The sequence below is a fragment of the Gordonia sp. NB41Y genome, from assembly GCF_030718915.1.
GTDB classification, from domain to species: Bacteria; Actinomycetota; Actinomycetes; order Mycobacteriales; family Mycobacteriaceae; genus Gordonia; species Gordonia desulfuricans.
The window spans coordinates 1-22,236 of sequence record NZ_CP132196.1; the positions used below are offsets into that span (position 1 = coordinate 1).

General features: G+C 65.3%; 20 protein-coding genes and 3 pseudogenes. 10 read left to right on the forward strand and 13 right to left on the reverse strand.

The features are described from left to right. Nucleotides 1-170: 170 nt before the first annotated feature. From Q9K23_RS00005 to Q9K23_RS00015, 3 genes are all read right to left on the reverse strand, one after another. Complete coding sequence (locus Q9K23_RS00005) at nt 171-1,319, reverse strand: hypothetical protein (protein WP_020790194.1); 1,149 nt, start codon at nt 1,317-1,319, stop codon at nt 171-173. A 346-nt stretch (nt 1,320-1,665) separates the two neighbouring features. Next, the gene (locus Q9K23_RS00010) at nt 1,666-2,001 is read right to left on the reverse strand and encodes a helix-turn-helix transcriptional regulator (RefSeq protein WP_020793155.1); all 336 of its coding nucleotides are present in this window, start codon (nt 1,999-2,001) and stop codon (nt 1,666-1,668) included. Continuing rightward, entirely contained in the window at nt 1,998-3,107 is a 1,110-nt protein-coding gene (locus Q9K23_RS00015) for a site-specific integrase (RefSeq protein WP_053776046.1), read from the reverse strand. The genes Q9K23_RS00010 and Q9K23_RS00015 overlap by 4 nt, the downstream gene beginning before the upstream one ends. Nucleotides 3,108-3,903: 796 nt before the next feature. Between Q9K23_RS00015 and Q9K23_RS00020 the strand changes: the two are divergent. Together Q9K23_RS00020 and Q9K23_RS00025 are read left to right on the forward strand one after the other, a co-directional pair. Continuing rightward, nucleotides 3,904-4,234 (forward strand): annotated as a pseudogene (locus tag Q9K23_RS00020) (hypothetical protein); the annotation flags it as partial. A gap of 132 nt (nt 4,235-4,366) precedes the next feature. Beyond that, a complete protein-coding gene (locus Q9K23_RS00025) occupies nt 4,367-5,206 on the forward strand; it encodes a hypothetical protein (RefSeq protein WP_020791241.1) in 840 nt (279 codons plus the stop codon). An 88-nt stretch (nt 5,207-5,294) separates the two neighbouring features. Here the strand turns inward: Q9K23_RS00025 and Q9K23_RS00030 are convergent, their stop codons facing one another. Continuing rightward, nucleotides 5,295-5,852: an EamA family transporter gene (locus tag Q9K23_RS00030; protein ID WP_238403902.1), complete on the reverse strand. Its 558-nt coding sequence runs from the start codon at nt 5,850-5,852 to the stop codon at nt 5,295-5,297. 108 nt (nt 5,853-5,960) lie between these two features. Further along, a complete protein-coding gene (locus tag Q9K23_RS00035) occupies nt 5,961-6,146 on the reverse strand; it encodes a hypothetical protein (protein WP_261977611.1) in 186 nt (61 codons plus the stop codon). A gap of 68 nt (nt 6,147-6,214) precedes the next feature. Between Q9K23_RS00035 and Q9K23_RS00040 the strand changes: the two genes are divergently transcribed. Continuing rightward, nucleotides 6,215-7,075, forward strand: coding sequence for a LysR family transcriptional regulator (locus tag Q9K23_RS00040; RefSeq protein ID WP_020791240.1), 861 nt, complete (start codon nt 6,215-6,217; stop codon nt 7,073-7,075). 15 nt (nt 7,076-7,090) lie between these two features. Here the strand turns inward: Q9K23_RS00040 and Q9K23_RS00045 are convergent, their stop codons facing one another. Beyond that, nucleotides 7,091-7,774, reverse strand: a complete 684-nt coding sequence (locus Q9K23_RS00045) for a type 1 glutamine amidotransferase domain-containing protein (protein WP_020791247.1) — start codon at nt 7,772-7,774, stop codon at nt 7,091-7,093. A gap of 160 nt (nt 7,775-7,934) precedes the next feature. After that, nucleotides 7,935-8,525, reverse strand: a complete 591-nt coding sequence (locus tag Q9K23_RS00050) for a TetR/AcrR family transcriptional regulator (protein ID WP_020791244.1) — start codon at nt 8,523-8,525, stop codon at nt 7,935-7,937. A 300-nt stretch (nt 8,526-8,825) separates the two neighbouring features. Between Q9K23_RS00050 and Q9K23_RS00055 the strand changes: the two genes are divergently transcribed. Further along, nucleotides 8,826-9,752: an NAD-dependent epimerase/dehydratase family protein gene (locus Q9K23_RS00055; protein WP_020791246.1), complete on the forward strand. Its 927-nt coding sequence runs from the start codon at nt 8,826-8,828 to the stop codon at nt 9,750-9,752. 99 nt (nt 9,753-9,851) lie between these two features. Here Q9K23_RS00055 and Q9K23_RS00060 read toward each other — a convergent pair whose 3' ends face one another. Further along, the gene (locus Q9K23_RS00060; protein ID WP_261977612.1) at nt 9,852-10,373 is read right to left on the reverse strand and encodes a CGNR zinc finger domain-containing protein; all 522 of its coding nucleotides are present in this window, start codon (nt 10,371-10,373) and stop codon (nt 9,852-9,854) included. A 47-nt stretch (nt 10,374-10,420) separates the two neighbouring features. On the opposite strand from Q9K23_RS00060, the gene Q9K23_RS00065 reads away from it, so the two are divergent. After that, nucleotides 10,421-11,350: an AEC family transporter gene (locus Q9K23_RS00065; RefSeq protein WP_020791238.1), complete on the forward strand. Its 930-nt coding sequence runs from the start codon at nt 10,421-10,423 to the stop codon at nt 11,348-11,350. 15 nt (nt 11,351-11,365) lie between these two features. Here the strand turns inward: Q9K23_RS00065 and Q9K23_RS00070 are convergent, their stop codons facing one another. From Q9K23_RS00070 to Q9K23_RS00080, 3 genes and pseudogenes are all read right to left on the reverse strand, one after another. Beyond that, nucleotides 11,366-12,454 (reverse strand): IS630 family transposase, encoded by a 1,089-nt coding sequence (locus Q9K23_RS00070; RefSeq protein ID WP_305950332.1) that lies wholly within the window; start codon nt 12,452-12,454, stop codon nt 11,366-11,368. A gap of 111 nt (nt 12,455-12,565) precedes the next feature. After that, a complete protein-coding gene (locus Q9K23_RS00075; protein WP_053776044.1) occupies nt 12,566-13,834 on the reverse strand; it encodes a reverse transcriptase family protein in 1,269 nt (422 codons plus the stop codon). A 279-nt stretch (nt 13,835-14,113) separates the two neighbouring features. Beyond that, nucleotides 14,114-14,305: pseudogene (locus Q9K23_RS00080) on the reverse strand (LuxR C-terminal-related transcriptional regulator); the annotation flags it as partial. A gap of 530 nt (nt 14,306-14,835) precedes the next feature. Here Q9K23_RS00080 and Q9K23_RS00085 point away from each other — a divergent pair. From Q9K23_RS00085 to Q9K23_RS00095, 3 genes are all read left to right on the forward strand, one after another. Next, entirely contained in the window at nt 14,836-15,678 is an 843-nt protein-coding gene (locus Q9K23_RS00085) for a DUF692 domain-containing protein (RefSeq protein WP_053776045.1), read from the forward strand. Then, nucleotides 15,675-16,037: a hypothetical protein gene (locus Q9K23_RS00090; RefSeq protein ID WP_053776042.1), complete on the forward strand. Its 363-nt coding sequence runs from the start codon at nt 15,675-15,677 to the stop codon at nt 16,035-16,037. Before Q9K23_RS00085 ends, Q9K23_RS00090 begins: the two co-directional genes overlap by 4 nt. A gap of 143 nt (nt 16,038-16,180) precedes the next feature. Next, nucleotides 16,181-16,948: a hypothetical protein gene (locus Q9K23_RS00095; protein WP_020790363.1), complete on the forward strand. Its 768-nt coding sequence runs from the start codon at nt 16,181-16,183 to the stop codon at nt 16,946-16,948. Nucleotides 16,949-16,969: 21 nt separating this feature from the next. On the opposite strand, the gene Q9K23_RS00100 is transcribed toward Q9K23_RS00095, so the two are convergent. Together Q9K23_RS00100 and Q9K23_RS00105 are read right to left on the reverse strand one after the other, a co-directional pair. Further along, complete coding sequence (locus Q9K23_RS00100) at nt 16,970-18,508, reverse strand: acetyl-CoA hydrolase/transferase family protein (protein ID WP_053776043.1); 1,539 nt, start codon at nt 18,506-18,508, stop codon at nt 16,970-16,972. A gap of 157 nt (nt 18,509-18,665) precedes the next feature. Then, nucleotides 18,666-19,460: a DUF6319 family protein gene (locus Q9K23_RS00105; protein WP_305950333.1), complete on the reverse strand. Its 795-nt coding sequence runs from the start codon at nt 19,458-19,460 to the stop codon at nt 18,666-18,668. A gap of 134 nt (nt 19,461-19,594) precedes the next feature. Between Q9K23_RS00105 and Q9K23_RS00110 the strand changes: the two are divergent. Both Q9K23_RS00110 and Q9K23_RS00115 read left to right on the forward strand, forming a co-directional pair. After that, a pseudogene (locus Q9K23_RS00110) lies at nt 19,595-19,780 on the forward strand (TraR/DksA C4-type zinc finger protein); the annotation flags it as partial. A 706-nt stretch (nt 19,781-20,486) separates the two neighbouring features. Beyond that, a complete protein-coding gene (locus Q9K23_RS00115) occupies nt 20,487-21,875 on the forward strand; it encodes an IS1380 family transposase (RefSeq protein WP_305950327.1) in 1,389 nt (462 codons plus the stop codon). Nucleotides 21,876-22,236: the final 361 nt, after the last annotated feature.

Consider the following 22,236-nt stretch of genomic DNA (forward strand, 5'->3'; position numbering starts at 1 on the left):
GTCGTTTCGTCTTCGCCGCATCCCGAGGAAGAACTGCCATCCCCGGCCTGTGTAGCGACGTCGCGCGTCACCATGGGACTCCTTGCTTTTGTGAATTAAGGTCTGGTGCTGAGCCTGCCAATCTACGGATAGGCCGACTACGGAAGATATGCTCCTGCTCCGCGCCTTCTTTAGTGGTTATTCGACTGATCGCGGCTGCTAGCGTATTTTCCCCACGAATCAGATACGAGATCGGCGTGCCTCTGCGTCACTTGGTCGCTGTACCCGAGCATCTCAGCGACAACTGGTGCTGGAACTTGAGTAACAAGGTCGCGTATCGCTGTGTTTCGCGCCCCGAGGAGGTCGATCCCGAGTCCTCGGAGTCTGTCCATCAGGGTGTTGGGATGGATGTGTTCCCCTGGGCGGTAGCCAGGAAACAGCCAGGGGCTTCCTGCGCCGGTCGTTCGTAGGTTAGGTCTCCTCGAGATGTGCTCACGGAGTAGAGCGGAGAAGGGCTCTGGAACGGGAGACGGCGGATCGCCAAGCTGCAGAGCGAGCCCGTCGGGTGTGACGACCACCTTCTCCATAGGAAACTCAGCTACCTTGACGAGCGGCTGTGCGTACAGGAGTAGGAGAGTCCCGGCAACACGGTAGGGGAGTGACTCACTGTCGCCCTGTAAGAGCTCCCGGATCCACGCCAGGCGCTCTTCTTGCGTGAGCAGGCGCACGGATCTCGCTTGTCGGAATCCGAGCGTGACGGAGCGATTGATACGTGACTTGGCGGCCCAGATCAGGAACGTTCGGATTGCGTGGCGTGTGGTCGGGCCTGTCATAACCCATTGGTCGACATCCTGTTGGACACAAGTCGCGATCGTGCGGCCATGCTCGGCATCAAGCCATGCGAGAAACCGAAGTGTCTCAGTGATTTCCTGCTTGGAAGAGTGCACAGGTCCTCGCGTCGACTTGCCGGCGAGAGCAAGTTCGTTGATCCGGCGTAGATGATGCCAGGTTGCGAACTGTCGAACTGGACGCTTGATCTCGTCGTTCTCTACTGCGGCGAGCTTCTCATCGAGCCACCGTGTCAAGTAGGCGATGTACTTATCGCGGGGTGGTAGAGCCTTGTGGTGCACGAGGATCGACCGTAGGTGTTCCACGTGTCTGCCAGTCGGCTCGTATGCGTCGAGGCCCTCATGGGTAAGGGCTGTCGCCCCAGACGCCACCGCCGATAGAAGTGGTTGCACCTTCTCCGATCGCTTCCATGTCAGCACGCTTTCAGGCCTGTCGGCAGAACAGAGTGCGTCGATCAGTGCGGCGACTTCGGAGGGTGCGTCGTCGCGCATCAGATCGTGTTCGAGATCTGCGCGGAGGGTACAGCGAGCACAGACGCCGCGGCGGTATGGACGGGCTTCCTGCCCGCACGACCGGCAGTGGTAGTCCTGTCGGATGCGGGCGCAGTCGCGGCATACTGGCTGATCACCGATGTCCAGTCGTCCTGGCAGCATGCGCTCCATGCCGCAGCTTGGGCATGACCCGAACAGGCTCGTGGCCTCGTAGAAGCACGAGTTGCAAACCTTGCCATCCGGCCACGTAACCGCCGCTTTACGCATGTGTCGCTGGCAGCGGACGCATTCCAGGTGGCCGTCGGTTGCTTTGGGTCGGCCTCGGACCGTGTTCCGGCGGCGGGGTTCAATCGTCGTCACTGATGATCCTCGCTCGGCGTGGGCGCACTGCCTTATTGAGCTCGACGACGTTCTCGCGGCCAGCGCTGGCGGCCTTCTTTCGAGCGTTGGCTGCGGTGACAGTCACGAGATCCTCAGGGCCGCAGTCGAAGATGTCACACAGAGCTGCAATAAGCTTGAGGGAGACACGTTCGGGGCGCTGATGCACCAGGCGGTAGACCTGCGGTCGCGACAGCGTGATGCCACGCTCGTTGAGTCGGGGGATGAGGTCGGTGCTGTTGTGCATCTGGTGGTTGGCCATGAGTTCTGCGAGCCGCCAGGTGTAGTCGACGTCGCGCTTCATGATGCGCCACCTTTCTCGGTGGGGGGGAGTGCGGCATTGAGTGTCGCGTCGAGTGCGTTGCGCAAGGTTCTCGTCCGGTAATCGCTGCTCACGCAGCTGTAGATCGCGGTGGTGGATGCGTGTTCATGACCCATTTGGTGCTGGACGAACATCGCGTCCCAGCCGTCCTCGAGCAGGTGGGTTGCGTATGACCGTCGAAAGGAGTGGAGGTCGAGCCCTGGCGACAGGTCCAGATCGTCGCAGTATCGGCGGAAACGTCGAATCAGCGTGGTCTCTGAAACCAGGTTGCCGCGTTCACTGGGGAAGAGATCTATGCCGTCGTCCATGTGGGCATGCCCGTTTTCGAGCCAGTCGGTGATGACCTCGGGGGTCCAGTCGAAGACAGTAAGTACGCCTCGACGCTTTGGAGGCGACCCTTTCTTGGCCTTGCCGTATCGCACGTTGACGACCCCGAACTTGCCGAACTCCTTGGCATGAGGGTTTCGCACGAAGTCGACGGTTTGCAGGTGCGCGAGTTCGTTGAAGCGAAGGCCGTAGGAGTAGGCGAGCTTGAACATCACGGAATCACGATAGGCCGGCAGCCACCCCTTGCGTCCCGATGCGGCGATCGCCGAGACCTGATCGTCGGCATGGTCGAAGAAGTCTTGAATCTCGCGCTTGGTGAAGGCCCGCTTATCTGGCCTGGACTCGTTCTCTTGGACGTGCTGGGCAGTGTTCCAGTCGAAGAAGACCTGCGATGGATGGGTGCCGAATAGCTCCTCGCAGACGCGGTCCCAGCCGTAGTCGGGGTTGCTGATGTATGAGCAGAACTGCCGCAGGCCCACCTGATAGGCGCGGATGGAGGACTGGGAGAGACTGTGGATCGATCTGAGATCGCCGAAGAACTCGTCGACCATTGCAACTGTCCAGGACCACGGGTGCTCATTCGAGTGCTCGATGAACCGTTCGACCTGCTTGATGCGGGCATCGATGGTCTCGAACCGAAGGTTGCGGCTGAGCTGCTGGTTGCGCCATCCCTGCAGCATCTCTGCGATGGTCTGTTCCTCGGGGTGCAGCGGCCGGACTGCGCTGACGAGATAGGCGCGTCCAACATCGTCAACCGCCATCGGCACCTCCAGGCCGTGTCTCATCTGATGCATCAATGATTCATCTGATGCATCATCAAGTCAAGACCCCAGGTCAACGAATCGTGGATCGGCTGGTTGCCACGTCACGGGCCTAGGCTCTCGGGGCGTTCGCGGAACCTTCGACACTCCGAATGTCGCTGTGTAGCAGTTAGGTTGGCGCTTGCCGGGGCGAGGTTGGAGGAGTGCGCGAGGTGATGCATCTGATGCAATATGCAGTGGTTTACTTGACATAATTACTATTATCGGCACGCAACGCACCTAGTGATATCGACTCGAAGCGTGCTGAGGCTGGTTGGCGGTCGTCTCCAGCCAGACCGGCCTGTGATCGACGACGGCCGCAAATGTTCGCCGAGATTGGTGGATCTCCGCAAAGCCGATCGCGACTTCCGTTCTGTAATGGGACATGTTCTGTCCCTGGGCTGGCGGGCATCGTTGTGTGATTCGGCTGCGAGACTTGCCTAGTTGCGGATGGCTCTCTATCTCGCAAGATCGCTACGCGTCCTCTTGATCGCTTCTCTCGCGTCGGGGTTTCAGTGTGCCAAAACGTCACAGTGACGTATTGCTACCCAGCCGCCCCGGCGGTGGTGTCGAATCCGGTTTAGGCCATTCCAGCGATTGGCTATGTTCCCGGGTACGCAACGGTTGTGTCCCACCCCGATGTCGAGATCTGTTTCGGGTAGCTCGCCGGCAGTAATGGCATCCCTCCAGTACGTGGTGAGTCCGGCCTTCCATTCGGCGATAGCGTTGTTGTTGACCGCTGTCATGATCGGATCCGCCGATCGTGCTCGACGGCCTCAGTGCCGGCGGCATGCTCACCTATCACGTGGCAGCCAAGGCGTCCAAGGGCACGCTGCGCGCCATCGTCGGCATGACCTGCCCCCGCCGTCGAGCCTGGGGAATTCGACGCCTGCCCGATCCTGCTCACCCAACCCGCCGAAGATCGGTGGTCCCCGCTGGAGCTGAGCAAGCCTGTGCTGTCGAAGATCTCACGCGGGCCGGTGACCACCGTCATGCTCGACAACGGCGGCCACTACCCCATCGAAGAACCCGGACTACAGCAGATGCAGGACGCGATAGCGGAGTTCGTCACCGAGGTGACCCGGTAGTCCCACCCGCTATAGGTCAGATCGCCACCACACCTGCGTGATTGGCTGTGGACAGGGCCGGGTGAGGTCTGTACCCTCGTCGGCGGTGCATCGGAACCCGACGCCTTCGCGCGCCGGTCTGTCGAACTTCCGATGAGTGAGTTGACCTTCAGTTCTTCCCCGAGCTCCCCGCAAATCGGCGTCTACATCGACGCCTTCGAGTACGGCTGCTGCCGAAAGCCCCCGCGTATCGGTGACACGGTACGCGGACGGCTCACAGCGCATCCGTCGCCGACCGGTCCTGAGAGCGGCACCCGCTGGGATCGCGAATGCGACGTCGTCGGCGTGGGTGAGGCCTTCGCCCGATGGGATCCCGGCCACGGCGATCCATGCGGACAGCCGATGCTACTGACGTTGTCCTGGCATGAGAATGCTCCCGGCGGAGTGGAGGCGACCGGTGTCGTCGCAACGGTCGAACAGCTGTATTACGAGGCCTCCCCCGCTCCCGGGCAATCGCCTCGCGAGCTCCGCCGGTCGGTGGACGCCGCCGACAGGTTCGCCACCGATATCGTGGCCGACGATGGAGCGGAGTTCGGCGCCGGTGGGGTCTACGTCGTCCTCGACGACCTCGAACTGACCGCACCGACGCCCGCGGATGCGGCGAACGCCAGAGCTGCCGCCGACCGCGGACGTCGCACACTCACGATCGTCGGTCCCGCACCATGTTTCGGGCCAACCGTACCGGCGGAGGGCGGACGTGTCCGAGTCGATCTCGATGATCCCCGGCTCAACATCTCAGGGGTCCTGGCCGACGTGGGTGGCGTGGTCGCCGGCACCGCCGGGCAGGTGGGCCGCGTCGAGTCCGCAGGCCTGTTCGGGGTCATCGTCCCGGTTCCGATTCGGCCAGGCGATCTTCCCCTCGACGCGACTGCGGAGTTGCTCGTCGTGATGGTCGTCGACCCCGGACACGAGCAGGCCGCTCGGCTCGGGTGACCTGCCGGTCACCGTCCTCGGGAAGGCCTGCCCGACAACGAAACACGACGGGACACCAGCAGTGAGACCATCATGTTGCTTGCCACGATCAGGCCGATACCCACCCATTCGTCGAGGCGAGGGATTGTCCGAGCATCAGCCATCCCGCGAGGGCGGCCCAGACCGGGCTGATGCTCGAGAAGGTCCCGAACATCGCCGCCGGAACACGACGCAGTGCCACCACATCCGAGATGTAGGGGACGAGGGACGACAGTAGTCCGCAAGCGATGGCAAGGACCATCGCGGCCGTCGTCGGCGGGTGGATGACAAACCAGATCGCGGCCACCGGGAGCCAGAGTCCGCCTGTCACCGCACTCGCGACGGCCGTGCCCTGTAGGCCCGGGATCTGTTGGCCGACACTGCGGTTCAACAGGATATAGGCGGCCCATGATGCGGCGGCAGCCAGCGCGAACGCAACGCCGAGGACGTCGGTGGTCGGCCCGGGATCGGTGAGCACGACGACACCGGCGGCGGCGACGATCGCACACCCGATGTCGAGGACGCGGCCGGAGGCGACGATCGCGACGGTCAGCGGCCCCAGGAACTCCAACGTGACCGCCAGGCCCAACCCGATTCGTTCGATGGCCAGGTACAGGCCGAGATTCATGACACTGAACACCACGGTGAGCCCGAGGACCGGCAGCCACTGCCCGCGGCTCAGGCCCCCGAAGTCCGGACGAACAGCCGGCAACAACACGGCCGCGGTGACGCACTGTCAAACGGCCACCACACCGACCGGACCGATCGTCGGGAAGGCCATGGCGCCCAGCGCTGCACCGACCTGATTCGACGCCGAACTGCCGAGCATCATCGCGATACCCTCGGCCCGCTGCCGCGGGCCGGCGGTCTCCGCCGAGTGCGTCGGCCTCGATGGGTGCGTGGCGGTGTGCTGACTGGTCACGGACTCACGGTAGGTGCTGGTCGGCGATTCGAGTAGTGCATGAATCGGAGGTGCCATACGGTTTGGTTATGGATGTCACCCTGCGGGAATTACGGGTCTTCGTCATGTGCGCCGAGCTGGGTTCGTTCACCGATGCGGCTGCGGAACTGCACATCTCGCAGGCCGCGGTCTCGCGCACGATCGCCTCGGCGGAGCGTGTGATCGGCGATCTGCTGCTCCGTCGCGTACCGCGCGGGTGTGAACTGACCAGTGCCGGACTCGAGGTCCTCCCCCATGCGCGTCGCCTGCTCGCCGAGGCAGAACGGTTCGAGCAGTTCCTGCAGACCCGGCACGGACAACTGCGGCTCGGATACGCGTGGGCCGCCCTCGGGCGTCACACCGCTCCCCTGCAGCGGCAATGGGCCCGAGAGCACGAGGCGATCCAGCTCGAACTCGTGCGACACAACTCCCCCACGGCGGGCCTGGCCGAGGGGCTGTGCGACGTGGCGATCGTGCGCCGCACGGTGGACGTGCGCCGCTTCGATTCGGTGGTCGTCGGTCTCGAACAACGCTTCGTCGCATACGCCTCCGACGACCCCCGATGGGCGAGGCGCCGCCAGGTCACGATGGCCGAGATCGCCGAACGCACCGTGGTGATCGACCCTCGTTCGGGAACCACCGGTGAGGAGCTGTGGCGTGGTTTCGAGCACCCGCCCGAGTTCATCGAGACCACCGACGTCGACAGCTGGCTCGACGCCATCGCGGCAGGACGCGGCGTCGGGAGCACGGCCGCGGCGACCGCCGACCATCATGTCCGCCCCGGAATCGTCTATCGACCCGTCAAGGACGGGCCGCGCATCCCGGTGCACCTGGTCTGGTGGCGGGATGCGCGACCGAACGGGCTCACCGAACTCGTGGATGCCGTCACGCGGCTCTACGCGGTTCGGTGATGGCCCTGGTGATGGTCAGAGAAGCGCGGCGACCTTCTCTGCGGTCTCCTTGGCCGAGCCCGGGTTCTGTCCGGTGACCAGATTGCCGTCGACGACGGTGTAGGAGACGAACGGCAGTCGTGCCTTCTCGTAGAGGGCGCCGCGTTCTTTCGCGAGTTGCTCGGCGTTGTACGGGACGAGTGAGTTCACCCGTGCGAGAACCTCTTCCTGCCAGGCGAACCCGGTCATCTTCTTTCCCGCGATCAGATAGGAACCGTCGGAGAGGCGGGTGTTGAGCAACCCGCAGTAGCCGTGGCAGACCGAGGCGACGACACCGCCGCGCTCATAGATCTCGCGTGTGATCCCTTGCAGTCCGGGGTTGTCGAGGAAGTCGTACATCACCGCGTGGCCGCCGGTGAAGAAGATGGCGTCGTAGTCGGCGGGGTCGACGTCGGCTGGAGCCCGGGTGTCTTCCAGCAGCGACATCCTGGCCGGGTCGGCGCGCCACGCCTTGGCGGTCTTGTCGTAGTTGGGGAACTTCAGCGAACGTGGTTCCAGTGGGACGGTGCCGCCGTCCGGGCTGACGAGGGTCTGCTCGAAACCGCTGTCCTCGAAGATCTTCCACGCGTGGCTGAGTTCGGACAGCCACAGTCCGGTGGGGTGTTCGGGGTCGTCGTAGTGTCCGACGTTGGTGACGACGTCGAGGATGCGGGTGGGCATGGTCGGCCTCCTTCTCGATGGACGGTGCGGCCTCGGTGGTGTCGAGGCCGCACCGGCACGCGCGGACGAGTCGAGCGCATATCCATGTGAGCACTGCTTACATCGAGGCTAGCGGTGATGACCGAAGGCGTCAATGATGCCGTTGGCGTCGGGGGCGCGATCAGCTATGGGTCGAGGCTGCCCCGGCTTCGAGGACGGCGATGAACGAGGATCGGACCTGCGCGACGACGCTGCCGATCGAGGGGCTGGTCAGTTTTCGGTCCAGGTAGAGGTAGGCCATGCCGTGCACCAGGCCCCACCCGCCGAGTGCGAGATCCATCGGGTCGGAATCGGGAAACACCCTGGTGATGGCGGTCGCCAGCAACTCGTGCACCTCGGCGGCGGCACGCACGCGCTCCTCGCTCTCGTGGTCGCACTCGTTACCGAACATCAGGCGGAACAGCGCCGGTCGGCGCAGTGCGAACTCCACGTATGCCCCACCGAGGTCGGCGAGTTCCTCGACGGTGCCGGGGAGTTCACGTTCCCGGGTCAGGTCGGCCCTGAGGTCGCGGAGTCCCCGGGCGGCCAACGCGGACTCCAGTGCATCGCGATCGGGGAAGTGCCGGTACGGCGCGGTCGCGGAGACCCCGGCCTCGCGGGCGACGGCGCGGATGGAGAACGACTCGCCGCGCTCGAGCATGGCCATTGCCGACTCCAGCAGCGCCGCACGGAGATCGCCGTGGTGATAGGTCTTCTTGGTGTCGGCCGCCATTGTCGAACCTCCTTCGTCTGCCCATCGTGTTCGTCCGCCTATTGTGCTCGGTTGTCGACGCGGCTCCGTCGAGGGGCCGGTCATGTGCGGTCCGGATGACTGCCATGGGTCGATGCCTCGCGGTGTTGACGCTACCCACCTTCGGCCGTAGCTTGATGTGAGCGATGTAAACATTCATGGGTGCCCGCGCCGCCATGGTCGACGAACGGACCGAATCGCGACGCCGTCGAGCCGATCTCGGTGGCCAATCGATCCTGATCCCGGTGTGAGGCGCCCGACGATCCACGAGTTGAGGAACAGATGCAGACCGTTCTGGGCGCCAATGGGCAGATCGCCGAAGTGCTGACCGACTACCTGTACGAGAACATCACCGACGAGATCCGTCTGGTCAGCCGGAATCCGGTGCGCAGGCATGACACCGATCAGCTCCTTGCCGCCGACCTCACCGACCCGGACGCCGCATCCCGCGCCGTCCAGGGCAGTGACATCGCCTACCTGACCGTGGGCCTGCCGATGGACTCGACACGGTGGGAACGGCAGTTCCCGGCCATCATGGCCAACACGATCGCCGCATGCCGAGAACACGGCACCAAGCTGGTCTTCTTCGACAACACCTACATGTATCCGCGTACCTCGACCCCGCAGACCGAGGACGCCGAGTTCCGGCCGGCCGGCCGCAAGTCGGTTGTCCGCGCCACGATCGCGACCATGCTGCTCGACGAGATGCGCACCGGTGCCGTCGACGCCGTGATCTGTCGCGCGCCAGAGTTCTACGGGCCGGGAAAAACCAAGAGCCTCACCAATTCTGCGGTCTTCGACCGGATTCGGCAGGGTCGGCGGGCCATGATCCCGGTCAGCGCGCACACCCGACGCAGCCTGATCTGGACACCCGATGCCGCCCGCGCGATGGGCCTGATCGGAAACACGCCCGACGCCTACGGCCAGACCTGGCATCTTCCGGTCGACCCCGCGCGGCCGAGCTACGCGGACATGATCTCGGTGGCCCGCGAGATCACCGGCCACCGCATCCGCCATGCGACGATCCCCGCGGTCGCCTTCACCATCGGCAGCCTGTTCGACAAGTCTGCGAAAGAGGTATCCGAACTGATACCGCGATACGGTGCCGACAACATCTTCGACTCCACCAAGTTTGCTGCGCGTTTCCCCGACTTCCCCATCACGCCATACCGGCAGGGAATTGGTGAAATCCTCGACGGGAGACCATGATCGAGATGGCGCTCCAGCGCATCGTGGACGACAGTGGCGTGCAGGGCTGATCCCCCGGGTCCCGCAGTCCCGCAGTCTCGCGCAATGGCTTGGTGCAGTTCACTCATTACCGCGCTCGGCCGCCGCCCTTGCTCGATGACGCTGTACCGCGTCGGTGTTGCCGCAGCGGGTACAGCAATAGGCGCGGCGACCGTTGCGGCTGGTGTCGACGAACACCTGTCGGCATCCCGTGCGCGCACATCGTCCGAGTCGCCGGCCGTCGGCCTCGACGGTGAAGATCGCCAGGCCGCCGGCGGTGACCGCCATGATCCGGCTCACCACGTCGTCCTCGTCCGGCGTGAAATGAAGATGCGGCCGTAGCCCGTCATGTGTCGTGAGATACATGCTGGCGACGCCGTCGACGAGGAGTGCGTTGATGGCCTCGCATCGGCGCTTCTCGGTCGCCGCGGTGAACACCGTGCGCAGTCGGGTGGTCCATCGGCGCAGTTCGATCAACGTCCGGTCGTCCAGGTCGGGCCACCGGATCGAGTGCTCGGCGAACACCTCGCCGACGGCCACGATCGTCCAGCGATCGTCGGCCAGGAGGTTGACGAGGTCGGCCGCCAGTATCGCGCCCGTCATGTTGTCATGGTTGAACTGCACTGACCCATTGCATCACAGTCGTGGGAATGCAGCTCGTGACCACCGCGATCATCCCGATCGTGCTCATCCTCGCCCTCGGCGCCGTACTCAAACGTCGCTTCGTCACCGACGACCGCTTCTGGCGGGGCACCGAGTGGATGAGCTATCACGTGTTCACCCCGGCGCTGTTCGTCGAATCGATCGCCCAGACCCCGCTCACCGAGATCTCCCTCGTCCCGATGGTCGTGAGCCTCGCGGTCCCGGTCCTCACGTTCGCCGTGCTGTTGGTGGCCCTGCGCCGGCCCATGCGCGCCGACGGTCCGCAACTGACGTCACTGGTCCAGGGCAGCGTCCGGATCAACACCTACATCGGGCTCGTGTTCGCCTCAGCCCTGCACGGCGCCAACGGGATCGCCGCCTTCGCGCTTGCCGCGGCCATCATGGTGCCGCTGGTCAACATCGTCTCGGTGACCACCTTGTCGATCTACGGTCAGGCCCTCGGCGAGGGTGCCGGAGGACCGCGCGCCATCGTGCGCCAGCTGGTGACCAACCCGCTCATCCAGGGATGTGTGGCCGGGCTCGCCCTCAATCTCGGCGGTATCGGTCTGCCCGCCGTCGTCGCGGCGCCGATCGAGATGCTCGCCCAACCCGCACTGGTCACCGGGACCCTGGTCGCCGGCGCGGCCATCACCGTGCGCATCGGCCTGCGCGACAGCATCGACATCGTGCTGACCGCCGCGCTCAAACTGGTCGCACTCCCCCTGGCGGGCGCGGCCATCGCCTCGGCATTCGGGGTGACCGCGACCGCCCTCGCGGCGATCGTGATCATCTGCGCGGTCCCCACCGCGCCATCGGCCTACATCCTGGCCCGACGCATGGGTGGTGATGCCCGCCTGATGGCCTCGATCACCGGAGCCCAGACGGTCCTCTCGGTCGCGACCCTCCCCCTCGTCCTGCACCTGACCGCAGTCAGCTAGTGGTGTGTCTCTGAATTAGTTGGCTACTTGTTCGAGTGTTGCGCGCGCGCGGGCAACTTTGGCGAGGATGGATTCGGCGGTGGCGGTCCAAATGTAGGGCTTCGGATTGTCGTTGTGCGCGTGCATGTATGACTCGATACTGGCGATCAGCTCGGGCACGCTGGGGAAGATCCCGCGGCGGATGTTCTTGTCGGTCAGCTCGCGGAACCAGCGCTCTACCTGATTGAGCCACGATGACGAGGTCGGGGTGAAATGGAAATGAAACCGCTTGTGCCGCTTCCTCCATTTCTGCACGTTCGGGTGTTTATGGGTGGCGTAGTTGTCCAGGATCAGATGCACCTGCAACCCGGCCGGGACCTGACGGTCGATGGTGTTGAGGAACGTGATGAACTCCTCGTGCCGGTGACGCGACAGGCACTGGCCGATCACGGTACCGGTGAGCACGTCCAACGCAGCGAACAAGGTGGTCGTGCCATTGCGTTTGTAGTCGTGGGTCATGGTCCCGGCGCGACCGGCAACCATCGGCAGCGACGCTTGGGTCCGGTCCAATGCCTGGATCTGGGACTTTTCATCCATACAGAGCACGATCGCCTTCTCCGGCGGGTTCAGATACAACCCGACCACATCGATCAGCTTCTCCTCGAATCGGGGGTCATTGGATACCTTGAACGTGTCGACTCGATGCGGTTTCACGTCGAGATCCGACCAAATCCGTTGCACTGTAGAAGAACTCACCCCCACTCGCTGCGCCATCGTCCGACACGACCAATGCGTCTGCCCCGGCGGTGTCGTGGTCGTGGTCAACCGCACGATCTCGGCGACCGTCTCCGCGCTGATCGACGACCGTCGACCCCGGCCCTTGCGAATCACACCCAGACCGGCCAAACCGTCCTCGCCGAACCGGCTCCGCCAGGCCCGCACCGTGGCCGCGCGGACCCCAACCTCCTCGGCAATCCGGATGTGGGCGACCCCGTCCGAGGCCAGCAACAACACCCTGGCCTGCAGCACCTGCTGATGCGGAACCCGCTGGCTGCGGGTCAACCTCTCCAACGTCTCGCGCTCACCATCGGTCAACGGCAACGGTGCCGCAGCTCGCCCACTCATACAGAGAATTGTACGCAACATGTAGACGGTTATTTGCGAGACACACCACTAGGTCCGGAAGTCGGAGGTGGGAACCGGTGAGGACCGCTCCGCCGAGGTGGTCGGTGATCGTCACGAATCCCAGTCGACCCGGGCCGCCATCTCCAGCAAGCGATCCCGGCGGAGCGTTCCCGTCGACCCGATCCAGGCGATCAGACCGTACACATGTGCCCGGAAGTCGGGATGGGCGTCCCGGTTCTGGGCTTGTGCGCCATCGCGGATCGCATTGTGCAACAACGCCCGAAGGTTGTCGTAGTCGGCCCGGGCGACCTGTGGACGGTCGTTGACGACCAGTCCCGCCAGGCGCTGCTGCTGGTGGCGGTGCATGATCCGGACCTTGCCGGGGTGGACGAGGAATCCCTCGTCGCCGACCACCTGGAGCACCACCCACAGCGCGCGGTCGGCGTCGAAGTCGTCCCCCGACAACGCGAGATCGTCGCCATAGCGGGTGTAGCGCAGTCCGTTGTGCCTGGCGTAGCCGTCCAGGCGGCGGTCCAGTGAGCGCATCACCAGGTTCGCCAGATGCGGCGACGTCGGCGCCCCCTGGGGTAGATGCCGGTACCGCAGCAGCGAGGCATGGGTGTGGTCGATGTCGGTCAGCTCGTCGACAGGCGTTGCGGTGGTGCAGATCTCGGCAAGAAGACGTGCGATGGCGGGCGGGTAGCCGACATCTGCGAAGACACGTCGGACGCGTGCGGTGGTCACGGTCTCGAAGCAATGCCGCAGATCCACGCGCAGTACCGACGGCCGATCGGTGTGGGGCCAGGCGAAGGCCGCGGTCGAACCACCCGGGACGAAGCCGCGAGCAGCGGGATGCGCCGGAATGCGTTCCACGAGCCGACGCAGCAGGCGACGCTGGGTCTCTCGCATCCGAGGTTTCGGAGCCTCGATGACGCGCACCCCGTCACGTTTGGCACGCCGCCAGATCCGATAGTGCCGCAGCGGCGGTCGAGCGGTCCGCAGCCATCCCCCACGATCGGCGAACCATTCGAGTTCCGGGACGGTGAAGTCGAGCCAGTACGCGAACTGCTCGACGTCGTGGAGATCCGGCAGGCCCGCCGGGAGGCCGTCTGCTCGGACCGGCTCCGTCAGGTCCCACGTGCGCGTGACGGGCGTCGGCAGCGTCCACGGTTGCAGTGCCGCGACGAAGGCCGCCGCCGGGTGACGGGGTTCGTGCGGGGTCCGCTCGAAGAGCCGGTTGCCGGCCTCGGCCGCCACGTCGTACGGGAGGACCGCGATCACGGCGCGTACGATCTCCGACCTCGTCCACGCGGTGAGGATCCGGGAGAACTCGGCGGCGGCCGCCGCGACCTCGCCGGCCGGAAGGGACGGCTCACTCATCGGCACCACCGGGTACCGGCACGGTCGTGGGGAGGCGATGGGCGACGGGTGCAGTGACCCAGAACGCAGTGCCGCGGCGCCGGGTCGCACGCGGAGCGTGCCGTGTGGCGCCGGACGCAGGAACCAACTGTGACATGTACCCAGGGGTTTCCCCTGAGACGGATCGAACCGATCCCCTCTCACCTCGCCCGCCGCCCATCGGGTCGATCCTGCCAGAATCCGTTGGTGCCACAACACACCCGATGTCACGGTGTGCCGTGACCGGCTTGTTCGGGTTCTTCACGACCTCGCATGAAGCCACGCCGCCACCTGGGTGCGGGAGCCCACACCGAGCTTGTTGAGGATGCGTTCGACGTGCCCGTCGACGGTACGGCGGGAGACCACCAGCTGGTCGGCGATGGCGCGGTTGCTGAGCCCCTGGGCGATCAGATCGGCGACCTCACGTTCCCTTTTGGTGAGGGGGTTGGTGTCATCGGATGCGGTGGTCCGGTGGGCTTCGGCGGCGCGCTCGGCCTCGCGGGCCGAATTCGGTGAGGGATTCCAGAAGTGATCCATGTCCGCGGCACTGATCTCGGGCCCTCGCCATCGCCGCCGGGCTGTTCGGGCCTCTCGCACTGACCCATCTGGCGCCGGGTGTCGCGGCCGCGTCGTACGCCGCGGACATCTCCTCCGGTGGTGGCGACGGTGGCGGAGACGGCTCGGGATTCTCCTGTGGCGGCTGCGGGGGCGGCAGCGGCTGTGGTGGCGGCGGAGGCTGCGGTGGGGGTGGCGGTGGAGGCGGCTGCGGAGGCTGTGGTGGCGGCGGAGGGGGTGGCGGCTGTGGTGGATGAGTACCGCAGTGGATGAGTACCGCGGCGGATGGGCAGGGTCGTTCGACGAGAAGGCACCCGAACGGCCCTGCACCACAACGGCCCTGCACCACAACGGCCCTCTACTGGACCACGACACCGCGCCGACGACAAGTCGGAGAAGCAGACGAGACCCGCGAAGGGGTGAACATCATGAACACGACACCATTGATCACCGGGATCGGCGTGGGATGGCGGCCGGAGATCGCCGCCGTCCATGCCGGCCTCCCCGGACTCGGCTTCGTCGAGGTCATCGCCGAGAGCGTTCCGCACTTCCCCACCGAGGCGATCAGCGATCTGGGGGTTCCGGTGATCCCCCACGGGATCGGATTGTCGCTCGGCGGTGCCGAACCGGTGACACCCGAGCGGATCCGGGTACTCGCCGACGCCGCGGAACAGTTCGGGTCACCAGTGGTGAGCGAGCACATCGCGTTCGTCCGGGCCGGCGGTGTGGAGGCCGGTCACCTACTCCCCGTCCCGCGCACCCGCGAGTCCCTCGACGTACTCACCGAGAACATCCGACGCACTCAGGACGGCATACCGGTTCCGCTGGCGGTGGAGAACATCGCGACCCTCTTCGACTGGCCCGACGACGAGTACTCCGATGCCGAGTTCCTCACCGAACTGGTGGAACGCACCGGCGTGTATCTCCTCGTCGACGTCGCCAATGTGTATGCGTGTGCGCGCAACCGAGGACTCGACCCGGTCGTCGAACTGGATCGCCTGCCGACCGATCGCATCGCGTACAGCCATGTGGCAGGCGGTGAATCGGATGGACACGTCTACCACGACACCCATACCGCGCCGGTTCCGCCGGAGGTCCTCGAACTCGTCGCCCGTCTGTCCGGCACCGGGCGGGTCCCGGCGTTCATGCTCGAACGCGACGGACGCTACCCGCCGGCACGCGAGTTGCTCACCGAACTCGACAGCATCGCCGATGCGGCGGGGATGGACCGGATCACGACCGGCAGCAGGTGGTGGGAGGACGCATCATGAGCGAACAGCTCGTCGCCGCGCGGATGTCGTTGGCGCAACGTCAAGAAGAGTTGGTCCGGGCGTTGGTCGCCGGTGGCGCCGCCCCTGCGGGTTTCGACGTCGACCGGCTCCGGATCGCCGAAGACGCCTTGTTGCGCAAGCGGGCCGGAGAGGTGGCACGGCACATGCCCCTGGCGCGAGCCCAGCTCGGCGATGCGTTCGTCGAAGCCTTCATGGCCTGGGCCCGGGGACGTCAACGGGGTGGGTCGGTGGCTGACGCCGAGGCGTTCACCGTCCATCTCGTCTCATCCGGGGTGTGGTCGCCGCCCGCCGATCGTCGACGATGGTGGAACCGGAGGCGATCTCGTTCACGCGGTTGAGGTTTCGTATCCCTGCTCGGTACGACCGGACGCACCGTCGCCATCCGGGTGTGTCGGCCGATCGGACGATTCTGGACGCGGGCGACCGCTGAGACGCGAGTCGACGACTCACCCGATGGGACGTTCGAATAGCATTCGGCGACATGCCGAGTCCACGATCCCGCCGCACCGTCCACGCCCACACCGGTTGGGGCCGTACGGCCGTGATCGTGGCCATCCTGGTCACCGCGGTCGGCGCGCTGGTCGGCTGTACGGTGAGCACCGGCGGCACCCCGACCGTCCAGTCCCGGGCCGGAGTATCCGCCGCGGTGCCCGGTGATTCGTCCTCTGCGTCCCACGATTCGGCCTCGACCTCCGGGCCCGCACTGGTGAACGTGGTGGCCGCCGACCGCTCCGGGAACCCGATCAACGGTTTCGTCGTCGGGCAGACCGGAGCGTCGTGGAGTTCGAGCACCATCGAGTACTGCACCAATGCGCTCGGCGCCGCCACCACAGGGGTGTACCGATGCGGCACCACCGCCGACGGCGCGAATGCCTGCTGGCCGGGAACCGGCAGGCTGCTGTGCACCTTCGCCCCGTGGGCCACACAGCTCACCGAATACCGATACTCCGGATCCCTGCCGGTGCTGGATGCGCCGCGACCGGACTCCTTCCCGTGGGCACTGGAACTCGCCAACGGCAGGCGCTGCGTGGCACGCAGCGGTGGTGCATGGCCCATGCCGCCCGCCGGTTTCGAGTTCGGCTACAGCTGTCAGGCCGGGTCGTCCACCAGCGGCTTCGTGTTCTATCGGGCTGGCTCATCCGAGCTATACGAGAAGTCGGACACCCGGTGGACGGTGTACTTCGGTGACGGCGAATCGATGCCGGCACCCGTGGAGGTCACCACCGCCTACCGTCCGGCCGCGCAGTGACGTCGCCGGTGTCTGCGACGGTCAGCGCATCGATCCGGTCTCGAGATAGCGCTGGTGGAAGCCGAACGCCTCGCCGAGAAGGTGCGGTGTCTGGCCGGCACCGGGCTGTGCCTCGGCCCGCTTGAAGTAGTCGTGCAGCATCGGCCGGTACTCGGGGTGCGCGCAGTTCTCGATGATCAGATGCGCCCGTCGACGGGGTGACAGACCGCGCAGATCCGCCAGACCGTGTTCGGTGACGATGACCTGGGTGTCGTGTTCGGTGTGGTCGACGTGCGGCACCATCGGCACGATCGCCGAGATCGTGCCGCCTCGCGCGGTGGACGGGCTCAAGAACACCGACACATATCCGTTGCGCGCGAAGTCACCCGAACCGCCGATGCCGTTCATGATCTTGGTGCCCATGACGTGCGTCGAGTTCACGTTTCCGTAGATATCGGCCTCGAGCATGCCGTTCATCGCGATCACGCCCAACCGACGGACGATCTCGGGGTGGTTGCTGATCTCTTGCGGGCGCAGGATGATGTGCTCGCGATAGAAGTCGATGTTCGCCGTCAGCTCTTCGATCCCCTCCTCGCTGAGCGCGAGGGCGGTGGCCGATGCATGTGCCACGGTCCCGTCCTTGACCAGGCGCAGCATGCTGTCCTGGATGACTTCCGAATAGCAGGTCAGACCTTTGTAACCACCGCGGTCGAGTCCGCCGAGCACCGCATTGGCGACATTGCCGATCCCCGCCTGCAGCGGTAGCAGACTGTCGGCAGGCAGCCGCCCGGCACGCACCTCATGGGCGAAGAAGTCCAGCACATGGCCGGCGATCGCCTGGCTCACGCCGTCGGAGGGGGTCAGCGGGTTGGCGCCGTCACGACCGTGGGTCTCCACCACCGCGATGACTTTGGCCGGATCGACCCGGAACGTCGGCTGACCGATGCGGTCCTCGACCCGCGTCAGCTGGATCGGTGTGCGGTTGGGTGGCAGTGCGGTGCCGTAGTACACATCGTGCATACCCTCCATCTCCGCGGGCACCCACGAGTTGACCTCGAGGATGACCTTGTCGGCGACGTCCAGCCAGGTCTTGTTGTTGCCGATCGACGACGACGGGATCAGTTCGCCGTCCTCGGTGATCCCGGCGATCTCGACGACGGCGACGTCGACCTTGCCGTAGTAGCCCTCCCACACCTGCTGGGCGACATGCGACAGATGGATGTCGACGTAGTCCATCCGGCCGTCGTTGATCTTCTTCCGGGCCGTCGACTCGGCCTGATACGGCATGCGCAAGGCGATACCGTCGACCTCGGTGAGCAGCTTCTCGGTCTCGGAGGTCACCGAGGCCCCGGTCAGCAGGTTGATCGTGAAGTTCGAGCCCGTCGCCCGGGTCTCCCGGATCCGCTCGGCCAGCGCCGGGACGACCGCCTTGGGTGTGCCCGCACCACCGAAACCGCTGATCGCGACCGTGTCGGCGGGGTGGATGAAGCCCACCGCCTCCTCCGCGGACATCACTTTTGTCGCGAACGCTGCGCTACGAATCCGTCCTGACGCCTGAGACCGGGATGATGAGGAGATCACGCCTCAGGATAGACACACCCGACTTTGCGCACTGTCGGGTGATGGGCGCTTCAGTGCCGACGAGGTGTGGTGTAAAACCGACCGTCCGCTGGTCGTCGGCGGACGTACGGCGACGTGTGAGTGTTGACCACGCAGCGGTGATGCGGAGGTGATCCGGTCAGTGGCCCTCGTCGTTGCCGTCGAGCTGGGCCAGTGCCGCGCGTGCGGTCTCGAGTTCGAGACTGAGTTCGTCGATCCGCTTCTGGGCGGCTTCTCTCGCGGCGGCGATCACACCGTCGACGGCGTCGATCGCGACGTCGTCGCCGAGTTCACGCATCGCCCGTGCCACCCGGTCTGCCGACACCTCGGTGGACTTGTGCTTCTTGCTGCCGGTGGACACCACGACCGTCCACGGCCCCTCCCCGCTCGCCGTCACTGTGACACTGACCGAGGCCTTCGAGGACTTGGCCGATCGGGTGGCCCGCACCGGCGTCGGCTTGGGTGTGGCCGGCTGCGCTCGAAGCTGTCCGATGTGGTCCTCGGCTGGCGATTTCGGCACCGGCGCAGGGGTTTTCGAGGACGTGACGGCCTTGGGCGCTGCAGCGCCCTTCGATCGGTTTGCGGTCGCCGTCGGGGGTGCGGGTGCGGCAGTTCGCGGTTGCGACGGGCCCGATGTGATGGGCGCGGCGGCGGGTCGCCGTCGGGTTGCCGCGGGCGTCGTGGCCGAGACGCGGGTGCGCTGCAGCTCGTTGGCCTCGAACGGGAGTTGATCGTCGACGCCCTTGGGGCTCACCGTCACCGTCGAGCCGTCGACGGACACCACCCGCGCCGACGCCCCCGCCTCGAGGCCGAGCGAGGGCACCGGATCGGCGAGATACACCGTCACGCGCTTGCCTGCGGTCACTCCGGCGGCCAGCGTCTCCAGGTCTTCTGGGGTCAGTCCACTGCTCTTGCGTGCGCTCACGATGACCATGTTCGCACACGCGTGCGACATAGAGCGTCAGGACCCGTGGTCGTCGGATCTCGTGGGTTGCACGGCGTACAAAGGGACAGACAAGCACAGGGAATGATGAGCGGGCAACGATGAGCGAACACGACGGGCGGGCGGCCCAGATCGAGCGGTCCCGCGTCCGTCTGGAGGAGATCGACGCCGCCCTCGACCGTGTCGGTGCGGGCTCCTACGGCCGCTGTGAGGCCTGCGGCTCGGCGATCGGCCCCGACCGCCTCGAGGTGCTCCCGGCCGCACGCCAGTGCGTCGACTGTGCGATGCGACGACCCTCGAAGCGGTGGTGACCACCTCTGAGGTGGTCACGTTGGTGAGGTCGGCCGGCGGAGGTTTCGACACGTCTCGTCGCTACGCTCCTCGTCGGCTCAACCATCAACGGCTAGTTGCTGATTGAGTGGGGAGCTTCCGTTGATGATTGAGCCGGGACCGAGCCGGAAGGGCGAGGACCCGTGTCGAAATCTCCGCAGCCGGCGTCGGGTGGTGACCACCTCTGAGGTGGTCACGTTGGCGACGTCGGCCGGCGGAGGTTTCGACACGCCTCGTCGCTACGCTCCTCGTCGGCTCAACCATCAACGGCCAGTTGCTCATTGAGCGGGGAGCTTCTGTTGCTGATTGAGCCGCGTGGGGTGGTGACCACCTCGGACGTTCGGTTTCTTGTTTCTCAACCATCAACGGCCAGTGGCTGATTGAGCCGTGAGCTTCCGTTGATGATTGAGCCGGGACCGAGCCGGAAGGGCGAGGACCCGTGTCGAAATCTCCGCAGCCGGCGTCGGGTGGTGACCACCTCTGAGGTGGTCACGTTGGTGACGTCGGCCGGTGGAGGTTTCGACTCGTCTCGTCGCTACGCTCCTCGTCGGCTCAACCTGAATCCACCGATCCAGATGGAAAAACCTGGGCCCGAAACGGCGTGGGAAACACGAAATGCCCTGTCCGAGTGTGAGAATCAGACTTATCGAAGGTTCGACCCACACACAAAGAAAGGGCATCTCGCAGATGCGATCCTGCCACACCTTGCCGGTAAAGTCAGCATCATTCGATGACCACAACCTGATCGGGCCGGCCGGGGTGGTACCGGTGATGCGTCTGGCCCAAACGTGTGGCCTGCAAGAACTCGGCGATCAATGGTTGACCATCCCCACCGATACCGGCGCCAACGCCGGCCGGAAACTCTCAGCAATCGTGATGGGCATGGTGATGGGCGCCGACACCATCGACGGATTGTCGATCATCGGCCACGGCGGGATGGGCACGATCTACGGCCACACCCACGCCCCGTCCACCCTGGGCACGTTTCTGCGGGCCTGTACCCGCGGCACGGTCGCCCAGTACGAGGCGATCGCCACCCGCCTGTTGGCCGGCCTGATCGAACACACCCACCTCCTCAACCCTGCAGGTGAACGGGTACTGGTCGATCTCGACGACACCATCAACCAGTGTTACGGCCACCAGAAACAAGGCGCGAAATACGGCTACAGCGGGGTCCGTGGGATCAACGCCCTCATGGTGACGGCCACCACCGCCGATCGGGCCCCGATCATCCTCGGTCACCGCCTGCGGGGCGGGTCGTGTAACTCGGTGCGCGGAGCCGCCGACCTGTTGACCCGATCGTTGAACACCCTGCGTCGGGCGTGGCCGGCCGGACGAGAGGTGCCGGTGTTGGTTCGGGGTGATTCCGCGTTCTACTCCCACGACCTGGTCGCCGCAGCCCACCGGGCCGGGGCACAGGTGTCGTTGACGGTGCGGTTGTACAGCAACGTGACCACCGCGATCTCCACGATCGATGACTCGGCATGGACCACGATCACCCTGGCCAACCCCACCCAGGTTGGTACAGACGGGCAGCTGGTGCGTACCGCCGAGGTGGCCGAGGTTCCCTTCGACGGGTTCGTCGGTAAACCCTCCACACCGGTCAAACCCGGGCGTACCCGGGCCCCGATTCCGGGTCGGTTGATCGTGCGGCGGGTCCTGGCCCTCAATCCTGATGGTGACTCGTTGTTCGATGTGTATCGTCACCATGCGTTCTTCACCACCGACATGACCACCGACAAAGTCGTCGCTGATCGTGTGCACCGTCATCACGCGATCATCGAGCAGGTCCATGCCGATCTGAAGGCCTCGGCGATGGCCCACATGCCCTCGGGGAAGTTCTCTGCCAACGCCGCGTGGTTGGCGTGTGCGGTGATGGCGTTCAACCTCACCCGGGCAGCGGCCACCGTGGCCGGTGGATCATTGATGCGTGCGACCACGACCACGATCCGGCGTGCGTTGATCGGGGTACCGGCGCGGACTTCGTCGTCGGCACGTCGTTTGTCGTTACATCTACCGGCTGGGTGGCCCTGGGAAGTGGAGTGGAATCGGTTGTATGCCAATACTGTTCATTGAAATCCTGGTGTTTGACCTGACCATTCGGCCGTGTGTGGCCCTGATCTGAAACCTGGTGAAACAGGCCGACGTTGGAGATCGGCGGTACACACGTGTCTTTATCGGGTTGGTATCGGGGTCAAGGGCTCCAACATCATTCATCCGACCGTTGAAACCGGATCGGTGGATTCAGGCTCAACCATCGACGGCGAGTGGCTGTTTGAGCCGTGAGCTTCCGTTGATGATTGAGCCGGGACCGAGCCGGAAGGGCGAGGACCCGTGTCGAAATCTCCGCAGCCGGCGTCGGGTGGTGACCACCTCTGAGGTGGTCACGTTGGTGACGTCGGCCGCCGGAGGTTTCGACACGTCTCGTCGCTACGCT